Origin of the sequence: Bacillus sp. FSL R5-0654, from assembly GCF_038008745.1 — a bacterium.
Lineage (GTDB): Bacteria > Bacillota > Bacilli > Bacillales > Bacillaceae > Bacillus > Bacillus safensis.
In genome coordinates, this window is sequence record NZ_JBBOZV010000001.1 from 832,553 (window position 1) to 855,179 (window position 22,627).

Here is a 22,627-nt window from a genome sequence, read left to right on the forward strand (position 1 = left end):
TCTTGTGAGAGAGCCAGCTTTTTTGCTATGCTTAATCAAATACTTGCGGCGAAAGGAGAAACGCTATGGATTTTGCGCAGAGATTATCAGAAGAACGGATCAAAAAAGCGATGGATAACGGGGCTTTTGAAGGATTATCTGGCTTTGGGAAACCTCTGCCAAAAGATGATGCTGCTCATGTACCAGAAGAACTTAGAATGGGCTACCGCATCATGAAAAATGCCGGATTTGCTGGGGAAGAAACAGCGCTGAAAAAAGAACTCATGACTGTCAAAAAATTACTTCAATCAAGCATAGATGGAGAAGAAAGAAAGAAAGAAACTGTCTCTCATATGTGAAGAAAAACAAAAACGTCTGGATGAACTTACATCTAAGCGCCAAACTTTTGCCCGCCCAGCCTCCTCCTTTTACAAAAATAAGGTCTACGAGAAATTAACGGAGCATAAAAAAAGATGATGACACGCTGACTCTCCCTGAGCACATTGAGGGAGCTTTTTTTATGTAAGCGCTGCAATTTGTTGTTGACTACATGTATATACAAATATAAAATAATAATCAAACATGTATATACAAGTTTTTTGGTTCTTTTTTCTTATAAAAAACGATCTCGGAGGGGATAGTATGGCTGATTATCAGGCAGCAGCAGATCAGATTGTGAAAGCCATCGGCGGCAAAGAAAATATCGATCAAGCGACACATTGTGTAACAAGGCTGCGCTTTGTGCTGAAAGATGAAGACAAGGTTGATGAGAAAGCACTTGAACAAATTGAAGAAGTGAAGGGATCTTTCTCAGCAAACGGTCAATACCAAGTTGTCATTGGTCAAGGGGTCGTCAATCGAGTATATGCCGAAATGGTCAAAAGGACAGGAATTGGGGAAGCCACAAAAGAGGACGTCAAGCGTGCCTCTGATCAGAAATTGAATCCATTGCAACGTGCTGTGAAAACGCTTGCGGACATCTTTATACCGATTCTTCCTGCCATCGTCACAGCCGGTTTATTAATGGGGATTAATAATATTTTAACAGCTCCTGATATTTTCTTCGATCAAAAATCGATTGTGGATGTGTATCCGGCATGGGCTGATTTAGCGAATATGATCAACTTAATTGCAGGAACTGCCTTCACCTTCCTGCCAGCATTAATTGGCTGGTCAGCTGTGAAGCGGTTTGGGGGAAATCCGCTTTTAGGGATGGTCCTTGGACTGATGCTTGTACACCCGGACTTGTTAAACGCATGGGGCTATGGAGCGGCTGAGAAGACCGGTGACATTCCTGTTTGGAATTTGTTTGGACTTGAAGTGCAGAAGGTAGGCTATCAAGGACAGGTTCTTCCGATACTCGTCGCCTCCTATTTACTTGCAAAGCTCGAATTATTTATCACAAAACGGACACCTGAAAGTATTCAGCTGTTAGTTGTTGCACCGATTACGTTATTAGTCATTGGATTTTTATCATTTATCGTCATTGGACCTGTTACCTTTGCAATCGGTAATGTTTTAACATCTGGACTTGTAGCCGTCTTCCAGCAATTCGCAGCACTTGGCGGTCTATTATACGGCGGGCTGTATGCAGCATTAGTCATTACAGGAATGCACCATACGTTTCTCGCTGTGGATATTCAATTGATTAACTCAAAGCTGCACGGCACGTTCCTATGGCCAATGCTTGCACTGTCCAATATCGCACAAGGATCAGCTGCACTGGCAATGATGTTTGTCTTAAAAGATGAAAAACAAAAAGGACTTTCACTGACATCAAGTATTTCTGCTTATTTAGGAATTACCGAACCGGCGATGTTTGGGGTCAACCTGCGTTATCGATTCCCATTTATTTTTGCACTGATCAGCTCAGGATTAGCCGGTATGTTTATCGCCTCTCAAGGGGTGCTGGCAAGCTCAGTTGGTGTTGGAGGCATTCCAGGAATCTTCTCCATTATCCCGAAATATTGGGGGGCATTTGCAATTGGAATGGTGATTGTACTCATCCTTCCATTCATCGGTACTCTTTTATATGCAAAACTAAAAAAGAAGAAGGATTTTTCAGAAGAACTTAACTAGTGGTGGTGAAGGAAATTGAATCAGCAATCAAATGAACCATGGTGGAAAAAAGCGGTGGTCTATCAAATTTATCCGAAGAGCTTTTTAGATACAACGGGCTCTGGTACAGGGGATATCAATGGCGTGACGAAAAAGCTTGATTACATTAAAGAGCTTGGGGCGGATTGTATTTGGCTCACGCCAATGTATGAGTCCCCGCAGCATGACAACGGCTATGATATTAGTAATTATACAAAAATCCATGACATGTACGGCACAATGACAGATTTTGAACGCATGCTGAAGGAAGCGCATGAGAGAGGAATACGAGTCATTATGGATCTAGCCGTTAACCATACATCCATTTTCCATGAGTGGTTTCAAGCCTCGCGTGAGTCAAAGGATAACCCTTACCGAGATTATTATATTTGGAAGGAGCCAAAATCGGACGGATCTCCGCCGAATGATTGGCAGTCGAAATTTGGCGGCCCAGCCTGGGAGCTTGACGAAGTAACAGGAGATTATTATCTTCATTTATATGATGTCACTCAGGCGGATCTCAATTGGGAGAAGGATGAGGTGCGCGGGCAAGTATATGACATCATGCACTTTTGGTTTGAAAAAGGAATTGATGGGTTCAGGCTGGATGTCATCAACAACATCTCAAAGGATCAGCGTTTCTTAGATGATGCCGGACAATCTGTGCAAGGCGACGGCCGCATGTACTATACGGACGGGCCGAGAATTCATGAATTTCTGCATGAAATGAACCAGGAGGTTTTTTCGAAATACGATAGCATGACAGTTGGAGAAATGTCTTCAACGAATATCGCAGACTGCATTCGGTATACAAGACCTGATCGGCAGGAGCTGGATATGACGTTCAATTTCCATCATTTAAAGGTGGATTATCCAAACGGTGAAAAATGGGCGATCGCACCATTTGATTTTCAAGAATTAAAGTCGATTCTGTCTGAATGGCAGACGAAAATGCATGAGGGCGGCGGCTGGAATGCGCTGTTCTGGTGCAATCATGATCAGCCGCGGATCGTCTCAAGGTATGGTGATGATGACACGTATCATCAGCAATCAGCGAAGATGCTGGCGACCACGATTCATCTGATGCAGGGGACTCCTTATATTTATCAAGGTGAGGAAATTGGCATGAAGAATCCTCGCTTTGAGGACATTTCGTCTTACCGTGATATCGAATCACTCAATATGTACGAAGTCATGCTTGAAAAGGGAAAATCAAAGGAAGAAGCACTCGCCATTTTACAGGTCAAGTCAAGAGATAATGCAAGAACACCAATGCAGTGGACCTCAGAGAAGAATGCAGGTTTCTCAACAGGAACACCTTGGATTGAGCCAGCCCATAACGACATTTCGGTCGAAGCTGCGTTAAAAGACCGGACGTCCATTTTCTATCATTACCAAGCCCTTTGCAGACTGCGTAAAGAACTTGATGTGATCACATATGGCAGCTTCTCCTTACTTTTAGCAGAAGATCCAAAGATTTTTGCTTATGTTAGAGAAAGCAAGGATGAGAAGCTCCTCGTGATCAATCACTTTTATCCAGGGGAGGCGGACTTTACGCTTCCTGAGGAGCTTGTGCAGGCTGTAGATGAGATGGAGGGGCAAGTCCTGTTATCCAATTATGAGGATGTGCCGGCACATATCAAGGGATTTACGTTGCGCCCATATGAGTCAATCGTTTATCATTTAACCAAACGCTAGAAAATGGGGCGGAGGGAAAATGAAAGAGAATAAGTTTCGAGTGATTTATGATCAGCTCGCAAGACGAATTGAGCAAGGTGAATGGCAGGATAAAGGCATCCTCCCATCAGAACATGAACTTTCTATCATGTACGACACGTCCCGGGAGACGGTGAGAAAGGCATTAAATATTCTTGTACAAAATGGCTATATTCAAAAAATCCGCGGAAAAGGCTCTGTATTGCTGAATCGGGAGAAAATGCAGTTCCCTGTTTCAGGTCTTGTCAGCTTTAAAGAGCTTTCCCAAACGCTTGGCCGAAAGACAGTCACAACGGTTCATGAATTTGGCTTAATTAAACCGGATCAGTATATTCAATCTCAGCTGAAAATTGATGAACAGACAGACGTTTGGAAAGTCATTCGATCTCGTAATATTAGCGGGGAAGAAGTGATTTTAGACAAGGACTACTTCTTGCAAAAGCATGTTGAAGTCTTGACTAAAGACATATGCGAAGGATCCATCTACGAGTATATTGAGGGAGAACTCGGTGTATCGATCAGCTATGCTCAAAAGGAATTTGTGGTAGAGCCATGTACAGAAGAGGATGCGAAGTACCTTGATTTGAAGGGATTTGACCATGTTGTCGTGGTAAAGAATTATGTGTTCTTAGAGGATACGAGTCTATTTCAATACACAGAAAGCCGTCACCGATTAGACCGCTTCAGATTCGTCGATTTTGCTAGAAGAGAAAAAACGGACAGAGCATAGGCTCTGTCCGTTTCAATTTTTGGAGAAGCGGGGATATACAACGACAAGATCATGATTTATAGGAGGAAAAATGATTAGACTGAATCGACCACTAAAATTACGGGATTTAGAAATTTTTAGCGTGATGAAAGATCATCGAATATTATGTTACGTGATCATTGAAGATACTCGAAAACCGTTTACGGAAGAAGATCGAAAACTAGAGCCATTATGTTATATGGATGAAGAAGATATACAAGCGATTTTGAATGTGTTTCATATTTCAATTATTAATGATGAAAAGTTAAGTGAAGAGGATTTAACTCTTGTAGAGGATTATTTTGCTGATTTTGTGAATAATACGAACTTAACGAATTTTATTATAAGAGATTATGTTCAAGAGGATTTATATGCCATCGATGATGAAGATGATATCACGTTCTTCAATAGAATGCTGCGTCATCTAGGATCAGATAATGTGAAAGAATTTGATAAGCGCAATTGGATTTATTTATCCCAAGATTGAGATGAAAAGAAGACAAAGGGCTAAAATCAAGATCATTTTAGCCCTTTGTCAACAATATGAGGACAGAGCATACGCTCTGTCCTTTTTTAGGATGATACATTTTTTCTTGTACGCTTGCGCTGGTAGTAATATAGGATACCGCCTGAGGCAAGCATAAGTACACCAATCAATACAGCTGTATACATCATCGTTGCTGTATTAGGCAGTGTGCCGCCTGGGAGTCCGGTTCCATCTTGGTTTGGATCTGTACCTGTACCTCCGCCTGGCGCTGATGTACCGCCGTCTCCGCCAGTTTGATCTGGCTTTGTTCCAGCTGCCCCGCTTTGGTTGAGTACGGTATATTCGCTGAAGTGTTCAGTTTGACCTGATACGACCCCATTTTCGAACGATCCGTTACTTGTTTTGGCATAACGGTTTTTCTTGCGGTCTACATAATATACACCAGGTTTCTTCGCCTTTTGAGGCTCATCTAATGTAAAGGATAGTGTGACAGGATCTTTAAAGGTAGAAACCTTTTTCTGATCTTGTTTGATTTGGAAATCATACGTATCGGTTAATGCATTTTTCACCTTATTCGTTTTTTTCATCCATATATCTGCGCTATTTTCGGACAAATTAGAGAGCGGTAATGCGAGTCCCACTTTGTCATGATAGATGGTGACGTTTGGATCTTGCTCTCTTTTCTTCAGCTCGGCTACCTGCGCTTTTGATAGAGACAATTGAACGTTTTTCGCTTCGCTTGCTTTGTCTAAATAGAGCAATGCTTTGTTTGTATGCTGCACATACGTTTGGAATTTCTCATCATCTTGAATGTCATAGGCGCCTTTTCCTTTCGCACGCGGAAGGAACACTTCTTTCACTCGATGATCGATGACAGGAGAAATATGCCCGCCGTCTGCCTGTTCAATTTGCTCTTTGAAGATTTCATAGTCAACATAGCCTAAGTCTTCGCCGTGAGAGGCTTCTGTAAAGACGCTGTAGCCATCTCCGCCTGTGCCGACAAATGCGTTTGTCGCCACGCGGTATGTTTTCTTATCATCAATGTCTGTTAGTTTGCCGTTTTGGTCTTTCAGTTTGACATCAATGAGTCTGCTGCCAGCTGGTTTACTCAGTGTAAACGTATATTCAATGCCGGCTACATGAGGGAATGCGCCGCCGCCTTCCTCAATGCCTGAAAGCCCTTGTTCGAGTGCTTTCTTAATTTGGCTGCCTTTTAAATCTGCGACATAGAGTGTGTTTCCGAATGGCATGACCGTTAAAATATCACCTAAAGTGATATCTCCTTTTTCAATGCTGCCTCGAATACCGCCGCCGTTTGTGATGGCAAGGTCAGCACCAGCAGATTCTTGTGCTTTTTTCAGCATGCCGTCAGCAATAAAGTTCCCAAGGTTCGTTTCCTTCGCACGGACATGCTCGCGTTGTCCATCTAAGAGGACATCGGTAGACCCGACTTTTTCCGTTTTTAAATCTTGAATATCTGCCTTGTACTGATCGAGGATCGCTTTTGCATCGGCATCTTCTTTGACAGAGTCATCGATGGTGATGAGGTCAAAAGAAGATTCCTTTGGCTGTACGACTCCTTTTTGATTAAAGGCCACGTCTACTTTTCCTAAGTATTGTCCGTAGTCTTTTACCTGTGCGACAATCGTTGGTTCTTTCTTATTGACGACCTTTAATTTTTCAACAAGGGTGTGCGTGTGACCGCCAATGATTAAATCAATCCCGTCTACTTTTTGAGCAAGCTCAAGATCACGGTTATAGCCAATGTGTGTTAAAGCAATGATTTTGTTGATTTTTTCTTTTGTTTGAATCGTGTTGACTGTTTCTTTTGCTTTCTTGTATGCATCCTTGAATTGAATGTTAGGACCGCTGCTGGACGTAATGGCCGTGTCTTCAGTCGTTAAGCCGAATACAGCCACCTTCTCACCGTTTACATCAAGCAGGATGTATGGGTAAATCCCAGCTTCTTTTTTCTCACCAGCTTTGAATGTGGCTGGCTTTTTCACTAAGCCGCTCAATTGTTTTTCCTTAGAGACATCAACGTTTGATGACACAATCGGGAATGCAGGCTTTTCAAATTGATGACGGTTTTTCGCATCTACATCTGATGCATCACCTGTCAGGAATTGACGAAGAACAGATGGACCTTTGTCAAATTCATGATTACCAAACGTCATGGCATCATATTTCATTAAGTTCATCAGTTTTAGGTCGGCAAGTCCTTGCCATTTTGTGAAATATAGGTCACCAGAGAAGACATCTCCAGCATCTAATAAAATGTTGTTTTTGCTTTCGGCTCGAACTTCTTTAATCTTTGTTGCACGTCTTGCCGCATCATCAAGGTGTGCGTGTGTATCGTTTGTATGCATCACCGTTAAATTCCAGTTATTTGATGCAGGCGGTTCTGTTGTGCCATCCTCTTTAAAGGCTAGCTTGTACACGCCAAGACCATCTGTGCTGGCGTTACGAACAAAATCTACGCTGCTTGATTTTTCAGCAAACGGCTTAGCTAAAAGAGAAGATTCGAATGTGACTGTTGCGCCCGTGACTGGTGCAATGGACCAGTTTTGATCCGCACTTGGGTTGATGGTTTTTTGTTCAATAATATAATCCATCAGCACTTGGCGGTTCTCATCAGCTGAGGCAAGCACCACTTTATCTTGCGTCAGATGCGGGAAGCCCCCGCCGCCAGAAGCTCGATAGTTGTTCGTTACGACTAAAAATTCTTGATTGTCAGAGACTGGTTTCCCATTGTAGGACAGGTTTTTGATGCGGTTTGCATTCGCATTAACAAGAGTGCCTGTTGTGCTGTACTTAGCAGGCTGTGTCACATCGACTTGATAGGTGACACCATCGATCACATCAAAGTTATACGAGCGGTATTCTTCGTTTAAAATAGGCTGTTCATTTGAATTGTTTGGTTTGATCTGATTAAACTGTCCAGCAGACATCTCGAGCCAGTCTTTCACTTCACTGCCTTTCAGTTTGACAATCTGCACGGTGTTATCGTAAAGGTAGAGATCGCCGATGTTTTTAATTGCTAAATCACCTTTTGCGATATTTGTATAATAATTTACACCGTTTCGGCCGCCGGCTTTAAACGGGGCGCCTGCAGATAAAATCGGTAAGTTTTTGTATGACGTGTCCTTCATTTTTTCTTGTGCATACCATTTTTGTGCATCTGTCACAATTTGAATAGAAGGGTCATCCATCACTTGAGCAAAAAAGCTGTTAATGTCTGCTTCTGTTTTACCAACAGGTTTTCTCACATACTCAAGTGTGTTTTGATGCGTTGTTTGAATGGCATCTTTCACAGTGCTGTTTTGAGAGGTGACTCCTGCAACAGATTCAATCTTTCCTGTTCCATCTGTGACCTTCCATTTGCTGCCGTCAGGCTCTAATGTTAAATCAATGACTCCGAGGTAGCTTCCCCAGTTTTTTGACATGACGACTGGAATGCCGTTGATCGTTCCTTTTGAGACATCGAATTTGTCGACGCCGCTATATTCAGCGCTTGGGAATGTGCCGTGCTGATGGCCGGACACGATCGCATCGATGCCTTTTGTTTTTGTGGCAAGGTCAAAGATCATATTTTCTGATCCTTTAGGTGAAGCGGTTTTTTCAATCCCTGTATGGGCAAGAGCGACGATGATATCTGCCCCTTTTTCCTTCATTTCAGGAATGGTTTCATTGGCAGATTCGACGATATCCTGCACTTGAACTTGTCCATCTAAATTCTTCTTATCCCACGTCATAATTTGTGGTGGAACGAATCCTATGTAACCAACTTTCACAGTTTGGGAAGCTCCGTTTGCATCTTTAAAGGTCTTATCTTGGATCACATAAGGGGTAAAACGGTGTTCTCCATTTAACTTTTTGACGTTCGCATTGACAATCGGGAAGTTAGCCCCGGCAATGGTACCATCAAGGAATGATAATCCGTAGTTAAATTCATGATTGCCAAGTGTTCCTGCATCGTACTTTAGTTTGTTGAGTGTATGAATAATGGGGTGAACCTTTGTTTGATTGATGATACTGTCTTTTTCATTTTTGTAAACGTATTCTCCAAGAGGGGTTCCTTGAATCAGGTCTCCGTTATCAACAAGGAGTGTATTTGGATTTTGTGAACGGTGCTTTTCAATCAGCTCGGCTGTTTTTGCCAAACCAAATTCATTTGTTTCTTTGTCGCTGTAATAATCGTAATTCATCATGTTCGCATGAACATCTGTTGTGGCTAAGATGCTGACTTTTACGGCATCGCCGTTTTCTATTGCTGCATGAGTAGGTACTGCTGGGAGAATGAGACTAATCATCATAATGGAAGTGAGCAGAATAGACAGGTTTTTCCTTCGTTTAGACCTATGTGTTTGCTTCTTCACCTGATCTCCGCCTTTCTAATTTTTTTGACCACAATACCTATTGTAGAAATGTTTCGTTAACTTTTGTAGTTATTTTTTGCAGATTATTGTAAAGATAACATAAATCATACGAATTACCTTGTTGAGGAAATATAAATAAGTCTAAATGCTTATTTTCATCATAAGGGGTTATCTGATCGGGATAGGATGTTTGATTTCAATGTACCCGGGTATAGTGTGTAGTGTAAACGATAATCAAGCAGGAGGGTTTCTACATGGGTAAGAAAATTGCAGTTGTATTAACAGATTACTTTGAGGATGTTGAATTCACCGAGCCTGCAAAAGCCTTTAAAGATGCAGGCCATGAGATCACAGTAATTGAAAACGAAAAAGGAAAAACAGTGAAAGGGAAGCAAGGAGAAGCAGAAGTGAGAGTGGATGCGTCCATTGATAACGTGAAGCCTGAAGACTTCGATGCACTGCTGATTCCTGGCGGGTTCTCACCAGACATTCTGCGTGCAGATGATCGCTATGTCCAGTTCACAAGAGCATTTATGGACGAGAAAAAACCAGTATTTGCGATCTGTCACGGACCGCAATTGCTCATTACAGCAAAGACGCTGGAAGGCAGAGGCGCGACTGGATATACATCCATCCAAGTAGATATGGAAAACGCAGGCGCAAAATTCAAAGATGAAGAAGTTGTTGTTTGTCAGGATCAGCTTGTGACAAGCCGTACACCTGATGACATTCCAGCATTTAACCGTGAATCATTAAAACTGCTCGCAAAATAAGCAGTTTTGACAGGATAAACAAAGCCAGCACCTTGCGGGGTGCTGGCTTTTTCTGCGCATGATTGGAAGAAAGCGGCGTAAACCGCAATCTTAGTTTCCTTTGCACGATTATTTTCTTAAGTTTTTTAGCTCGCTTGCGATGGCTTGCATTTCACTTGGGCTGAATGAAGATTTTTTCATCACCATTTGGTGTAGAAATTCAATATCTTCGTACTTGTCTGGACTGAAGTCCTCGGCTTTGATGACTCCAATGTTCAGCATATTTAACTTTTGCGAAATGTCTTCAATCAGCTGATTGACTTCAGCCGCTTTTTGCTCTGACAAGGGCGGCACGTCCTTTCCTGCATATGTGTTGAATAATATGTCTATTTTAACAGAAAAGCAAAAGAATAAAAGGGCTATTAAGACGACACCGAGATGTTTTTCTCCTTTTTCTCCTGTTTAATTTTTTCAATGATTCGTTTTGATTCAAATACGACAACGCCCGATAAACCAATAAGGCCAATTAAGTTTGGAATGGCCATCAGACCATTCAACATATCTGCTACGCCCCATACGAAGTCATTCTTAAACACAGCACCAAAAAAGACAGCCATCACAAAGACGATGCGATAATACATGACGTACGAATCCTTCGCCAAATATGTAAAGCATTTCTCTCCATAATAGGACCAGCCAATGATGGTTGAATAGGCAAACAAGAGCAGTCCGATTGCCACAATGGTTGAGCCAGCTGGACCGAGGAAGTGAGCAAAGGATAACGAAGTCAGCGCATCACTTTTCACTGTTAAATACATATCTGCCATGACAATGGTAATGCCAGTGATAGAACAAACAATGATGGTATCAATAAACACTTGCGTCATAGAGACGAGTGCCTGGCGTGCAGGCATATCCGTTTTCGCAGCTGCAGCAGCAATTGGTGCTGACCCAAGACCTGCTTCATTGGAAAAAACTCCTCGTGCGACACCCCAGCGAATGACAGTCCCAATTGCACCCCCTGCTACGGCTTGACCAGTAAAGGCATCTGAGAAAATAAGACTGACTGCGCCTGGAACAAGATCAGCATTCATAACAAGAATGATTAGACCGCAAATGACGTAAAATAAAGCCATGACGGGTACAAAGATAGATGTGACCCGGCCAATGCTTTTGATTCCGCCTAAAATTACAAGTGCTGTAAAAGCCGTAATGATGATACCTGTTACCCATGTTGGAATTTGAAAAGTAGAATTCATGACGCCTGAGATAGAATTAGACTGGACCAGGTTGCCGATCCCAAAGGCAGCACTGGCACCGAAAACAGCAAATAGCACCCCTAGCCATTTCTGTTTTAATCCATGCTCTAAATAATACATAGGTCCGCCAGACATTTCGCCTTTTTCATTTTTGACTCTGTATTTTACAGCAAGAACAGCTTCTGCAAACTTGGTGGCCATCCCGAAAAATGCAGCAAACCACATCCAGAAAACTGCACCAGGACCACCGGCTATAACAGCGGAGGCCACACCGACGATATTCCCTGTACCGACAGTGGCAGCAAGAGCCGTCATTAACGCTTGGAAATGTGAAATATCTCCTTCTGACATTTTGTCTTGTTTTGAAAAAGCGAGCTTTAAAGAATAAGGAAGTAATCTAATTTGAATGAAGAGAATGCGAAAGGTGAGGTATATTCCAGTACCAACAATTAAAATCAACAGGGGAGGTCCCCACAAAAAATTGTTCATCGTCGTGACAAACTGCTCAATTATTCCCATCTAATATCCCCCTTTGTTTGTGTAATTCTCCTAAAGTTTCTCCTGTTTTTGTGTATTTTGTCAATGGCGATGAGAGCTTTTCTTGCAAAGTTTTCAAAAGAAAAAGGGCTTGATATGATAGAGAAAAGGTTTTCGAAAGCAGTTCTTAGGGAAAAGATAGGAGGAGAATGAAGGATGATTCATGTATTATTCGTATGTCTTGGCAATATTTGCAGATCACCGATGGCAGAGGCCATGTTTAGAAAACGAGTAGAAGATGAGGGGCTAAGCGAGCACTTTGTCATTGATTCAGCAGGCATTGGCGGCTGGCATCAAGGCAGTCCTCCGCATGAAGGAACACGAAAGCTGCTTGATGAAAAAGGGATCAGCTATGAAGGGATGTCCGCAAGACAAATCATAGATGAGGACATCACAGCATACGACTATATCATTGCGATGGATGCTGAAAATGTAGGGGCACTTCGCAGTATAGCTGGCTATGGGAAACATCACTTTATTGGCCGTCTTCTTGACTTTGTTGAAGACGACGATCGAGATGATGTGCCAGACCCTTATTACACTGGAAACTTTGAGGAAGTACATGATTTAATTGAAAAAGGAATTGATCGTTTTTTGACGTATGTAAAAAAAGAGAAACACCTTTAACTGAAAGGAGATCAGACGAGATGGAAGAAAAAAATCAAATCATGCTTCGAGGAGCTATGATAGGAGCAGCTTGCGGCGCACTGCTGACATTATTTCATCGGCCAACGAGAATCGCGCTCAAAGACAAATGGGATGACTGTCAGGAAAAGCTGGCGGAATACCGTCAGGAGCCAGCCAGAATTTCTGCTTGTATGAAAGAAAAAATGGAAGAAACGAAGCAGCTGATGCGAACAGTCTCAGATGATTTGTCATTTTTAAATGAACAAGTCAATCAGTTAAAGGAAACAACCCCAAAAGTATTAGAGATTATTGAAGAAACAAAGGATCACTTTCGATCGAAATAGAAAGATTGATCATTGGAGATGAGGCGTATGGGTTTTATTAAAGCGTTAATTGAACGCTTTTTGCTGCATGAAGGACCGGCAAAATCTGCTGAGCTTGCTTACTTCTTTTTGCTTTCATTATTTCCGTTTCTCATCTTCGTGCTGACGCTCGTTGGATATTTGCCGCTGACGTCGAAGGATGTCCTAAACGTCATCTCTGGTTATGCGCCAGAAGGAGCGCTTTCGATGATTGAATCCATTGCCGAAGAGACACTGAACAGCCGTAACGGCGGATTGCTGTCATTCGGGATTATTGCCGCCCTTTGGTCTGCATCTAACGGCATTAATGCCGTCGTCAGAGCATTTAACCATGCTTACGAAGTTGAGGAAAATCGTTCCTTCATTCTCGTACGTTTAACATCAATCATCTTAACCATAGCAATGGTTCTCACGATTATTTTTGCCTTAATGCTGCCTGTCTTTGGAAAAGAACTTGGCTTATTTCTCGCTGAATTAGTCGGGCAGTCAGATGCCTTTCTCACCATGTGGACGGCCATGAGGTGGATCATTAGCCCGCTGATTTTATTGATTGTGTTTACAGCCTTGTACTATTTCGCCCCAAACATTAGACTGAAATTGAAATTTGTTCTGCCAGGCGCCATTTTTGCCTCAATTGGATGGATTTTGGTGAGCATGCTGTTCTCATTTTACGTAGGCGAGTTTGCGAATTACAGTGCGATGTACGGAAGTATTGGGGGAATCATTATTTTAATGATCTGGTTCTATTTAACCGGCATCATGATTATCCTTGGCGGCGAGCTCAATGCGCTTTTACATAAGCGTAAAATCGTACCAGGCAAGGTGTGAAGAAATTCGGGCATCCTAAAGAAGAACGAACATGTTCAATCTTGATGGATGGGGGAATCACATATGTCCAAACAATCGAAAAAAGGCGGAAGCAATACGAAACAAAACAAAGGCCAGCAGCCAAAGCACAAAACAAGCGGCAGTGCAAACGGGCAAAATGGTTATCATTAAATGAAAAAAACTCCTCTGCATAGGTGCAGGGGAGTTTTTATTTCGACAATCGTATATATCGCTTAAGGATAAAAGCTGTATCAGGTTTTGACTGGTAGTGACGATCAAGCTGAAACCCTGCGTTTATTGCTACACGTTCACTTCTGACATGGCCAATAGGGCAAAAAATTTCAAATCCATTGACTTTAGGAGCAAAGGTTTCTGTCATAGATTTGACGATGGTTGTCACAATGCCCTGTCCTTGCGCGTCTTCATCAATCCAATAACCGATATTGCCTAATTGTTGATTAATTGTCAGACGGAACACACCGATTAATTGCTCGTTCAGCTGAATGCCAGCTTCCAACCCTTTTTGTTCATTGTAGATGGTTTGAGTTGATTGAATAAACGTTTTGACAGCTTCTACGCTTTGGCATTGATGAATCCAAGGCAGCCACTCCCCTAAATGGGCCTTATTCTTTTGAATAAGGCTAAATAGTGTGTCTGCATCATCTAATTGTAGAGATGCCAAAGTCAACTCATTTGTGATGTGATATGTAAACAATGATTGCCCCTCCATTTTAGTGACTTTCCACCACTGCCATCGTTCTCCCAAATCGAACGCAGCAAAACACAAATAATATCACGATGCTGACAAGGTAAAGTAAATTCATTCCTTCAAACGTTTGCACAAAGAATCCTCCGAGTACCGGTCCGAGAATACTGCCTGCACTAAACGCCATCCCGCACATCAAATTCCCGGCGGGAAGCAGATGCTTTGGCAATAAGTCTGTCATATAACTGATGCCAAGTGAGAAGGTAGAGCCTACAGCCATTCCGGCAATAAAGAAACAGATGGCTACAGCCAAAACGGATTGAATGAAAATCCCTGCCAAAAGGAAAAAGAATGATCCAGCGAGTGTCACACATAAAATGATGCGGCGCCTGCCAAACCGGTCGCTGAGCATCCCAAGAGGAAGCTGAAAGACAATGCTCCCTATGGCAAACGCAGGTAAAATAAATGCAACCGCATCTACAGTCACACCGCTTCTGAGTGCATATACAGGGAAGTTACTATTGAGCGTCGTTTCTAAAAAGCCATAGCAAAATGGCATCATAAAGGCGACCCAGCCAAATTGAAAGGCCTTTTTGAAGCGCTTTAAACTGTTTGTCTGCTCTGACGTTTGCACTTCGCCTGTATCTGGATATGTATTTTTTAAAACAAACACAAGCAGCCAAATACATAAACTAACGGCACCAGAAACAATAAAAGGCAAGGCTGGATTGATCTCAATGAGCGGCGTTAAAAAAGGGCCGGCGGCAAAACCGAGTCCAAACGATAATCCATACAATGAAATATTTCGTCCGCGATTTCTTGATGATGAAGCATAGGTCACCCACGTCTGTGTAGAGAAATGCAGCATATGGTCACCAATCCCGATCATGAGCCGGAGGAAGAACCAGACGACATAAGATTCAAAAAATACAAAGCTAAACAAGCTTAAAAAGACAGCGGCGCCTCCAATGACGATTAATGGCTTAAATCCAAAACGGCGAAGCGGGGCTTCCATAAAAGGAGACGCAAGCAGTACACCGAGATATAAGCCTGTGGCATGCAGGCCGTTTAACGTAGGAGAAGTACCGGCATGTTCAAAGATAATGGAAATGACAGGAAGTAATGCTCCCTGTGAAAAACCAGATACGGATACAAGTAAAATTAAAATCATAAAGTGAATTCTCGACATAAGATGCTCCTTACAAGTTCATGCTTTCATCGTACAATGGAACCATAGGGGTTTCAATAGAAAGGTGGAAAACGAATGACGCTGACATACAAAAAGGATCATTGGATCGCACATATTGAGGACAGGCAGCTGCCTATTTCAGGAACAGAAGAACTGGGGTTCCGCCCATCTCAATTGTTCACCTCAGCCATTGCAGGCTGCTTTGGAGAAATGCTTATTCATGTATGCCGTAAAAAGCGAATATCCTATGAAGGGCTGACGATCACACCTGAAACGACAAGGGCAGGAGCTGTAAACAAAATTTCCTGCATTCATTTACATATCTTATTTGAAGACATCAATACATCTGATGAACAAATCGATAAAGTGATCACCCTTGCATTGAAGCATTGCTCTATGGTGCAGTCCGTGAAAGGGAGTATTGATATCACTTTCTCACACGCGCGAATCTAAAATGTATACGATGCCGGCACTCACGAAAGAATAACAGTCAGACATATGTAAAGGAGAATGGCTGTATGAATCGTTTGTTTCTTGTAATTGTCGCAATCGGTGTTCCGCTATCGGTGATTGGCAGTTTTCTTCATTTCCCGCAGGTCATCATGTTTGCCGTTTATTGTATCGCCATTATTGGTCTTGCTAGTTTTATGGGAAGAGCCACAGAAAGTCTTGCCATCATTGCGGGACCTAGAATTGGCGGACTTTTAAACGCCACATTCGGAAATGCAGTGGAATTAATCATATCGTTTTTTGCCTTAAAGCAAGGACTGACGGCCATCGTACTTGCTTCATTAACTGGATCAGTCATCGGAAATTTACTGCTTGTGGCGGGGCTGTCTTTTTTTGTTGGTGGATTAAAATATAAGCGCCAAGTGTTCAATGTCCATGATGCAAGGCACAATTCAGGCTTGCTCATGTTTGCCATCATTGTAGCGTTTGTCGTTCCAGAAGTATTTTCGGTGGAGATGGCAGAGAATAAACAGTTTGTTTTAAGCATTGGGATCAGCATTGTGATGATTTTGCTTTATGTTGCGGCGCTTTATTTCAAACTAGTCAGCCACCGCGGTGTTTATGTTGCCAAGCAGGAGAGCGTGCAAGGTGAAGCGGAGACGGAAGAAGAAACACCTGAATGGTCTGGGAAGTTTGCCACCGTGATTTTGCTGCTTTCGACGATCGCAGTTGCGTACATTTCAGAGCGCCTTGTTCATACATTTGATACGGTAGGAGAACAGTTTGGCTGGAGTGAGCTGTTTATCGGTGTCATTATTGTGGCCATCGTCGGCAACGCCGCAGAACATGCCTCAGCTGTCATCATGGCGTATAAAAACAAAATGGATGTAGCAGTGGAAATTGCCTTTGGCTCCACACTTCAGGTTGCCATGATGGTCGCACCAATCCTTGTCATCAGCTCGTTATTTTTCGACAAGCAGATGCCGCTCATTTTCTCTTTGCCAGAACTCATTGCGATGGCATCCTCTGTACTGCTCACGGTGATTTTATCAAATGATGGGGATACAAACTGGTTTGAAGGCGCCACATTACTCGCTGCCTATTTTATTATGGCGATTGGATTTTTCCTTTTATAATCTTTTGTGGATAAGGGACGTCTTTGCGGAAAATACTATGGAAAAATGAATGAGAAAGAGTGATGATATGAAAAAGATGCTCCGCATCATGTTTGTTGTTCTCTTATCCTTAAGTTTTCTATACAGCTTTCCAGCAGAGGCGGCAAAGCCATTTAAAGTGCCATCCTCTGTCGCCAGTATCTCCAAGGAGAATACGTATCCAAACGCGTCACAGGATCAGCCGCTGCTCCAGCCGAGCGAGCTGACGGCTGAATTGTTCAAAACAACAAGTGTACCGATTGAGAATACGCATTTGATTAAAATGCTGAATGAATCCAGCATTTCAGGGACGCCATTAGCTGTTGGATACCGTGCGACCATTTTCCTTGGGAGATGGGCGCTGAGCTATGATTCAAACGAAACGGTCGCCAACTGGGAATACAAAAAAGTAAATACGAACCACATTGATAACAGAGGCGGCAACAAAACAGCTATCGGAAAATACGTTCAAAAGCAGCAAGTGAAAGTAAGCGGAGGCCTCACAGCAAAAGTGCCGAACCCAGAAGATGTGAAAACATTGATGATGCAAAAAGCGATTCAAAAAACAAAGCTGCCCCTCGCTTTTGACACCGTGATTGGTGCAGGAACAAAACGAGATCAGTCATACCACGTCTCTCCGAAAAAAGCAGCATCGCTTCATGCCTATGCACCAGCGATTAACGAAAAAGGTAAGGTCACATACGGAGAAGTGTACCTTGTACTAAAAGGAAATAAACGAAAACTCGTCGTGAAAAACGTGACCTCACAAGGAATCGGCGCTTGGATTCCTGTTCAGGATCACTTGACGTTTGGGTTTCAAGGGATGAATTAAAACAGTCATCTCCTCTTATCAATAGAGGAGATGACTGTTTTTTGCTAATAGGGTTTCTCTTTTTTTCTTTTTAGTTCATTTTTGTAAAAGTCAAAGGCGTTATATAAATACCAAATGATAAAAAGAAAGAAGATAACTTTAGTCAATATCGGTAAGTTGTTGAAAATAAGCCATAGGCCAAGATAAGGGATGATCATAAATCCATAATAAGAAAACCACCATGTTTTAAAAATGAAACTCATCTCCTTGAAACTTTGTAGACATTAACATCTTATACATATATTACATTTTTTCGAGAAAATAAAAAAGCCATAGTAGAAGTTGAATGAACTCAACGACTACTATGGCTTAAGTTTTTTATTCCCCTAAATCCACATTATGATAAACCTGCTGCACGTCTTCAAGCTCTTCTAATACATCGATCAGCTTTTCAAATTGTGCTTTCGATTCATCATCTAATGTCACTTCGTTTTGAGGGAGCATTGTGATTTCAGCGACAGTGAATTCTTCTACGCCGGCTTGTTTGAATGCTTCTTGTACTTGATGGAATTGATCTGGTTCAGCGTACACAATCACCGTTTCATCTTCTTCCATGATGTCACGTACATCAATGTCTGCTTCCATTAAAAGCTCAAGCGTTTCTTCTTCGCTTTTCCCTTCGACACCGATGACAGCTGTTTCGTCAAACATGTAGGCAACAGAGCCGCTTACGCCCATGTTCCCGCCGTTTTTCCCAAATGCTGCTCGAACATCTGAAGCTGTACGGTTCACATTATTCGTGAGGGCATCAACGATCACCATTGAACCGTTTGGACCAAATCCTTCGTAGCGCAGCTCATCGAAATTCTCTTCCGCACCGCCTTTGGCTTTTTCAATGGCACGGTCCACAATGTGTTTTGGGACACTATATGTTTTTGCACGTTCTAGGACAAAACGAAGTGCTTGGTTTGATTCTGGGTTTGGCTCACCTTGTTTGGCAGCCACATAGATTTCACGCCCGAATTTTGCGTAAATACGACTTGTACTGGCATCCTTTGATGCTTTCTTTTCTTTAATGTTGTTCCACTTACGACCCATCTTATTCACTCTCTTTCACTTAGAAAATACACAGTATGAGGGTCCCCATGCTGCATGAAATCATTCTGCTATCTATTATACATGAATCAGTCAAGAGGATAGAAGGTAGAGGGCTGAAATGAAAAGAATTGTTAGCGAATGTTCAAGTGTTCCAAGTTTCTCGCAAGCCCGGGTCAGCCCGGCAACTTGTATATAAAAAAATAACCCCATCATAAATGAGGTTATTTTGCCGGCTGGGGATAAGCGAGATCCTCAAGCAATTTGACATCATGCTGATGAAGCTGTTTGATCATTTCTTTTCGCACAGCGAGGGCGGCTTCGAAGTATTTTTCGTCTTCGACCATTCCCTTTACTGTGATTTCAATCCCGCGATTCAGCTTATTCAACCCCATAATTCCATGAACCTGAAAGGGTTCAATGGCATTTTGAAATTCATCTTTTTTAAGAAAATCATGATGCATTTGATTTAAATTGTCACATGCTGATTCAAGTGCGTGAAAGGCGATATCAGGGTTTTGATTCGCACTAATTAACACAGATTCCGTAATCCGCATGTAGTGCATGTTATAGTTTTGGATTTGGCGGATATCCCCGTTAGAAATGGTTAACAGCTTGCCGCTCCATTCTCTAATTTGCAGAGAGCGGAGACCAATCTCTTCAATGGTTCCATTAAAGAGGTTATTCACCGTCACATAATCCCCTTTATGAATCTGACGTTCATAGATAAGAAAAACGCCTGCTAAAATATCACGAATCAGCGTCTGTGCGCCAAAACCGATGACGATCCCAGCGACACCAGCACCCGCAAGAATTTTCCCAAAGTCATGAAAGAAAAGAGAAATGACATAGAGCACAAAGCAAATCGAAGCGGTGTACTGAGTGACCGATTTGACCAAGCTCTCGATCGTTTGCTTCTTCTTGTCCTCGATAAACTCAGTTCGTTTAAAGAAAATTTGAAGGGCTTTGTTAATCATAAAGACGGCAAGCCAAAGAATGAGTCCAACAAGGAGAATTTCAATGTATTTGTTTTTGACCACTGTCAGAAATGTATCGTCCATCTATCGGTTACCCCCTGGCTGTACGAGAAGTAAAATCAACATCTTGATAATAGCTGTTTTTCACTAAAACATTCGGACCGAGGCACTGCACGCTTGGGCAATGACAATTCAGTTCTTTTGCTAATTTCGTGTCCATCCAGCGTGTATAGGCTGATTGCAATGTATCAGTTGCAATGTTTCCAAGCGGCGGAGTATCGCCAAAGTCTGTCACAATAATATTCCCATCAAAAATATTCACATTCAACCGTGAGCGTCCATCAGGGTCATTTCGCACCGTGACATTTTTCTCCTGGCGTAATCTGTTGAGGAGTCGCTGGTCTTCTTCATCTGGGCTGCATGAATAAAACGGCAGGGTGCCAAACAGCATCCAGGTGTTTTGATCACGAATATCAAGCAGCTGATGAATCGCATCCCGCATTTGCGGAAGCGTCAATGATTCAAGGGCGCTGGCGAAATCACTTGGGTACATCGGGTGAACTTCGTGGCGTTGGCATTTCATTTCCTCGACGATCTGCCGGTGGATGTGCTCAATATATGGAAGCGTGCGCTTATTCAGCATGGTTTCAGCGGATACGGTTACGCCCGCTTTGACAAGTGCCTGACTATTTTCAATCATGCGGTTAAATAATTTCTCGCGCTGCTCAAAGGTTGGTTTTCGATCCATCATGGCAAAACCGACTGTTGCAAACTCTTCGACAGTGCCCCAGTTATGTGAAATGTGAAGGACATCTAAGTATGGAATAATTTCTTCATACCGCGCCAAATCAAGGGTTAAATTTGAATTGATCTGTGTACGGACGCCGCGTTCATGGGCATACTTTAATAAAGGGACGACATATTCCCGTACAGATTTAAGAGAAAGCATGGGCTCTCCGCCTGTAATACTAAGTGAGCGCAAAAGCGGAACTTCATCTAAACGGCGAAGTAACAAATCAATCGGCAGCGCATTCGGATCCTTAGGCTGTAAGGTATAGCCGACCGCACAATGCTCGCATCTCATGTTACACAGCGTTGTTGTCGTAAATTCAATATTTGTCAGCTTCATTTCTCCGTAATCCTGCACATCGAGATAGGCTTCCCAGGGGTCGTATGCAGGTGTAATCGGACGAAGTGCTGTTTTTTGGTTCATGGTATCTATCTCCTTTTCATTCGGGCAAACGTAGACCCGCCAACAGTTAATTTTAAGCCTCATCACGGTTATACGCAAGGGGGACACAATTGATTTGCAAGGGAAAAAAAGATAAGCTATAAACAAATGCTAAAGGGAGTGTATCGATGGGTAAGGCAGCAGACAGCAAAGAGCAGCAGGTTGATTATTTAAAGAACCGATTAGATATGTTTATGAATGTGATTGATTCATTAGATCCCGAATCAACAGACGTTGAGGATATAGACAGACTGATCCAGATGATTGATGACCTGGAAGCGAAATATGAACGGTTTAAAAACGATTGGAAGGAAGAATAGCTCGCGTGATGCGGGCTTTTTTCTTTAAATTGGCAGGTGAATCGGTGTATGAGTCTCGGTCTTATTCTGCACAATAGAAGAAAAACCGGGAAGTGACGTAAATGAAAAAATTCATGCTGATCTGTTTATGTGCGCTTTTTGTTTCCATGCCTCTCTCAGAAGCGGCAGCCGTGTCTAATAAGCCCATCCACTGGGGATTTGCGAAAAGTAAAGAGCACAGGCCGCCGGATGCGGGCAAAGAATTAACGGCACTGTTAAAAAAGTATGATGCGTTCTATTTAGGCAACACGAAAAAGAAAGAGATTTATTTTACCTTCGACAATGGCTATGAAAATGGGTACACACCCAAGATCTTAGACGTGCTGAAAAAACATCAAGTACCAGGCACCTTTTTTGTGACAGGTCACTTTGTAAAGGACCAGCCCGGGCTTGTCAAACGTATGGCAGAAGAAGGTCATATCATTGGCAACCATTCCTATCATCATCCAGATTTAACAACAAAGAGCACGAAAGAAATCAAAGAAGAACTGGACCGTGTCAATGAAGCTGTGTACAAAATCACAGGAAAACAAGATAACCTCTACCTTCGTCCGCCGCGCGGTGTGTTCAGTGAACGGGTATTAAAAGAAACAAAACAGCTCGGCTACCAAACCGTTTTCTGGTCAGTGGCGTTTGTGGACTGGCATATCCATCATCAAAAAGGAAAACAGTATGCTTACGATCAAATGATGAAGCAGGCGCACCCAGGAGCCATTTACTTACTTCATACCGTCTCAAGAGACAATGCCGAAGCGCTGGATGATGCCATCACCGCTCTGAAAAAACAAGGATATTCCTTTAAAAGCCTAGACGATCTCATGCTTGAAAAAGTATGGCATCTGCCACAGCTATAGAAAGAAGCCTGCAGAAGACCTGCAGGCTTT

Annotated in this window: 21 protein-coding genes and 1 pseudogene; 14 read left to right on the forward strand and 8 right to left on the reverse strand. The window is 42.5% G+C overall.

Going from position 1 to position 22,627, the window contains the following annotated elements:
* Positions 1-65: 65 nt before the first annotated feature.
* From NSS76_RS03965 to NSS76_RS03985, 5 genes and pseudogenes are all read left to right on the forward strand, one after another.
* A pseudogene (locus tag NSS76_RS03965) lies at positions 66-456 on the forward strand (DnaJ family domain-containing protein).
* A 165-nt stretch (positions 457-621) separates the two neighbouring features.
* Positions 622-2,058: a PTS system trehalose-specific EIIBC component gene (gene treP / locus NSS76_RS03970; protein WP_111291799.1), complete on the forward strand. Its 1,437-nt coding sequence runs from the start codon at positions 622-624 to the stop codon at positions 2,056-2,058.
* A 15-nt stretch (positions 2,059-2,073) separates the two neighbouring features.
* Entirely contained in the window at positions 2,074-3,774 is a 1,701-nt protein-coding gene (gene treC, locus NSS76_RS03975; RefSeq protein WP_185854176.1) for an alpha,alpha-phosphotrehalase, read from the forward strand.
* A 19-nt stretch (positions 3,775-3,793) separates the two neighbouring features.
* Complete coding sequence (gene treR / locus NSS76_RS03980; RefSeq protein ID WP_034623146.1) at positions 3,794-4,522, forward strand: trehalose operon repressor; 729 nt, start codon at positions 3,794-3,796, stop codon at positions 4,520-4,522.
* A gap of 70 nt (positions 4,523-4,592) precedes the next feature.
* Entirely contained in the window at positions 4,593-5,027 is a 435-nt protein-coding gene (locus NSS76_RS03985) for a terpene synthase (RefSeq protein ID WP_151863205.1), read from the forward strand.
* Positions 5,028-5,113: 86 nt separating this feature from the next.
* Here NSS76_RS03985 and NSS76_RS03990 read toward each other — a convergent pair whose 3' ends face one another.
* Positions 5,114-9,406, reverse strand: coding sequence for a multifunctional 2',3'-cyclic-nucleotide 2'-phosphodiesterase/3'-nucleotidase/5'-nucleotidase (locus NSS76_RS03990; protein WP_341080868.1), 4,293 nt, complete (start codon positions 9,404-9,406; stop codon positions 5,114-5,116).
* Positions 9,407-9,660: 254 nt separating this feature from the next.
* On the opposite strand from NSS76_RS03990, the gene NSS76_RS03995 reads away from it, so the two are divergent.
* Positions 9,661-10,179: a type 1 glutamine amidotransferase domain-containing protein gene (locus NSS76_RS03995; protein WP_024425275.1), complete on the forward strand. Its 519-nt coding sequence runs from the start codon at positions 9,661-9,663 to the stop codon at positions 10,177-10,179.
* A 108-nt stretch (positions 10,180-10,287) separates the two neighbouring features.
* Here the strand turns inward: NSS76_RS03995 and NSS76_RS04000 are convergent, their stop codons facing one another.
* Both NSS76_RS04000 and NSS76_RS04005 read right to left on the reverse strand, forming a co-directional pair.
* Positions 10,288-10,503, reverse strand: coding sequence for a DUF1128 domain-containing protein (locus NSS76_RS04000; RefSeq protein WP_003214000.1), 216 nt, complete (start codon positions 10,501-10,503; stop codon positions 10,288-10,290).
* A 77-nt stretch (positions 10,504-10,580) separates the two neighbouring features.
* Positions 10,581-11,936, reverse strand: coding sequence for an alanine/glycine:cation symporter family protein (locus NSS76_RS04005; RefSeq protein WP_073204292.1), 1,356 nt, complete (start codon positions 11,934-11,936; stop codon positions 10,581-10,583).
* A gap of 174 nt (positions 11,937-12,110) precedes the next feature.
* Here NSS76_RS04005 and NSS76_RS04010 point away from each other — a divergent pair, with 174 nt between their 5' ends.
* The 3 genes from NSS76_RS04010 to NSS76_RS04020 are packed head-to-tail and all read left to right on the forward strand — an operon-like array spanning position 12,111 to position 13,771.
* Positions 12,111-12,581 (forward strand): low molecular weight protein-tyrosine-phosphatase, encoded by a 471-nt coding sequence (locus NSS76_RS04010; protein WP_024425273.1) that lies wholly within the window; start codon positions 12,111-12,113, stop codon positions 12,579-12,581.
* A 20-nt stretch (positions 12,582-12,601) separates the two neighbouring features.
* Positions 12,602-12,925, forward strand: coding sequence for a YtxH domain-containing protein (locus NSS76_RS04015; protein WP_135032903.1), 324 nt, complete (start codon positions 12,602-12,604; stop codon positions 12,923-12,925).
* Positions 12,926-12,952: 27 nt separating this feature from the next.
* Entirely contained in the window at positions 12,953-13,771 is an 819-nt protein-coding gene (locus NSS76_RS04020) for a YihY/virulence factor BrkB family protein (RefSeq protein ID WP_283859953.1), read from the forward strand.
* A 208-nt stretch (positions 13,772-13,979) separates the two neighbouring features.
* On the opposite strand, the gene NSS76_RS04025 is transcribed toward NSS76_RS04020, so the two are convergent.
* Together NSS76_RS04025 and NSS76_RS04030 are read right to left on the reverse strand one after the other, a co-directional pair.
* Positions 13,980-14,486 (reverse strand): GNAT family N-acetyltransferase, encoded by a 507-nt coding sequence (locus tag NSS76_RS04025; RefSeq protein WP_341080872.1) that lies wholly within the window; start codon positions 14,484-14,486, stop codon positions 13,980-13,982.
* A gap of 16 nt (positions 14,487-14,502) precedes the next feature.
* Positions 14,503-15,666: an MFS transporter gene (locus NSS76_RS04030; protein WP_268464828.1), complete on the reverse strand. Its 1,164-nt coding sequence runs from the start codon at positions 15,664-15,666 to the stop codon at positions 14,503-14,505.
* Positions 15,667-15,741: 75 nt separating this feature from the next.
* Here NSS76_RS04030 and NSS76_RS04035 point away from each other — a divergent pair, with 75 nt between their 5' ends.
* From NSS76_RS04035 to NSS76_RS04045, 3 genes are all read left to right on the forward strand, one after another.
* Positions 15,742-16,119: an OsmC family protein gene (locus NSS76_RS04035; protein WP_024425269.1), complete on the forward strand. Its 378-nt coding sequence runs from the start codon at positions 15,742-15,744 to the stop codon at positions 16,117-16,119.
* Between the two features lie 65 nt (positions 16,120-16,184).
* The gene (gene cax / locus NSS76_RS04040; protein WP_044334656.1) at positions 16,185-17,252 is read left to right on the forward strand and encodes a calcium/proton exchanger; all 1,068 of its coding nucleotides are present in this window, start codon (positions 16,185-16,187) and stop codon (positions 17,250-17,252) included.
* Positions 17,253-17,319: 67 nt separating this feature from the next.
* Positions 17,320-18,102 (forward strand): YfkD famly protein, encoded by a 783-nt coding sequence (locus tag NSS76_RS04045; protein WP_024425268.1) that lies wholly within the window; start codon positions 17,320-17,322, stop codon positions 18,100-18,102.
* A gap of 357 nt (positions 18,103-18,459) precedes the next feature.
* On the opposite strand, the gene NSS76_RS04050 is transcribed toward NSS76_RS04045, so the two are convergent.
* From NSS76_RS04050 to yfkAB, 3 genes are all read right to left on the reverse strand, one after another.
* Positions 18,460-19,179, reverse strand: a complete 720-nt coding sequence (locus tag NSS76_RS04050; RefSeq protein ID WP_034283703.1) for a YebC/PmpR family DNA-binding transcriptional regulator — start codon at positions 19,177-19,179, stop codon at positions 18,460-18,462.
* Positions 19,180-19,400: 221 nt separating this feature from the next.
* Positions 19,401-20,237, reverse strand: a complete 837-nt coding sequence (locus tag NSS76_RS04055; RefSeq protein ID WP_044334663.1) for a mechanosensitive ion channel family protein — start codon at positions 20,235-20,237, stop codon at positions 19,401-19,403.
* 7 nt (positions 20,238-20,244) lie between these two features.
* On the reverse strand, positions 20,245-21,366 hold the full coding sequence (gene yfkAB / locus NSS76_RS04060; RefSeq protein ID WP_044334665.1) for a radical SAM/CxCxxxxC motif protein YfkAB: 1,122 nt from the start codon (positions 21,364-21,366) through the stop codon (positions 20,245-20,247).
* Positions 21,367-21,512: 146 nt separating this feature from the next.
* On the opposite strand from yfkAB, the gene NSS76_RS04065 reads away from it, so the two are divergent.
* Positions 21,513-21,704 (forward strand): SE1561 family protein, encoded by a 192-nt coding sequence (locus NSS76_RS04065; RefSeq protein WP_012009274.1) that lies wholly within the window; start codon positions 21,513-21,515, stop codon positions 21,702-21,704.
* A gap of 101 nt (positions 21,705-21,805) precedes the next feature.
* A complete protein-coding gene (pdaA, locus tag NSS76_RS04070) occupies positions 21,806-22,597 on the forward strand; it encodes a delta-lactam-biosynthetic de-N-acetylase (protein WP_044334668.1) in 792 nt (263 codons plus the stop codon).
* Positions 22,598-22,627 lie beyond the last annotated feature (30 nt).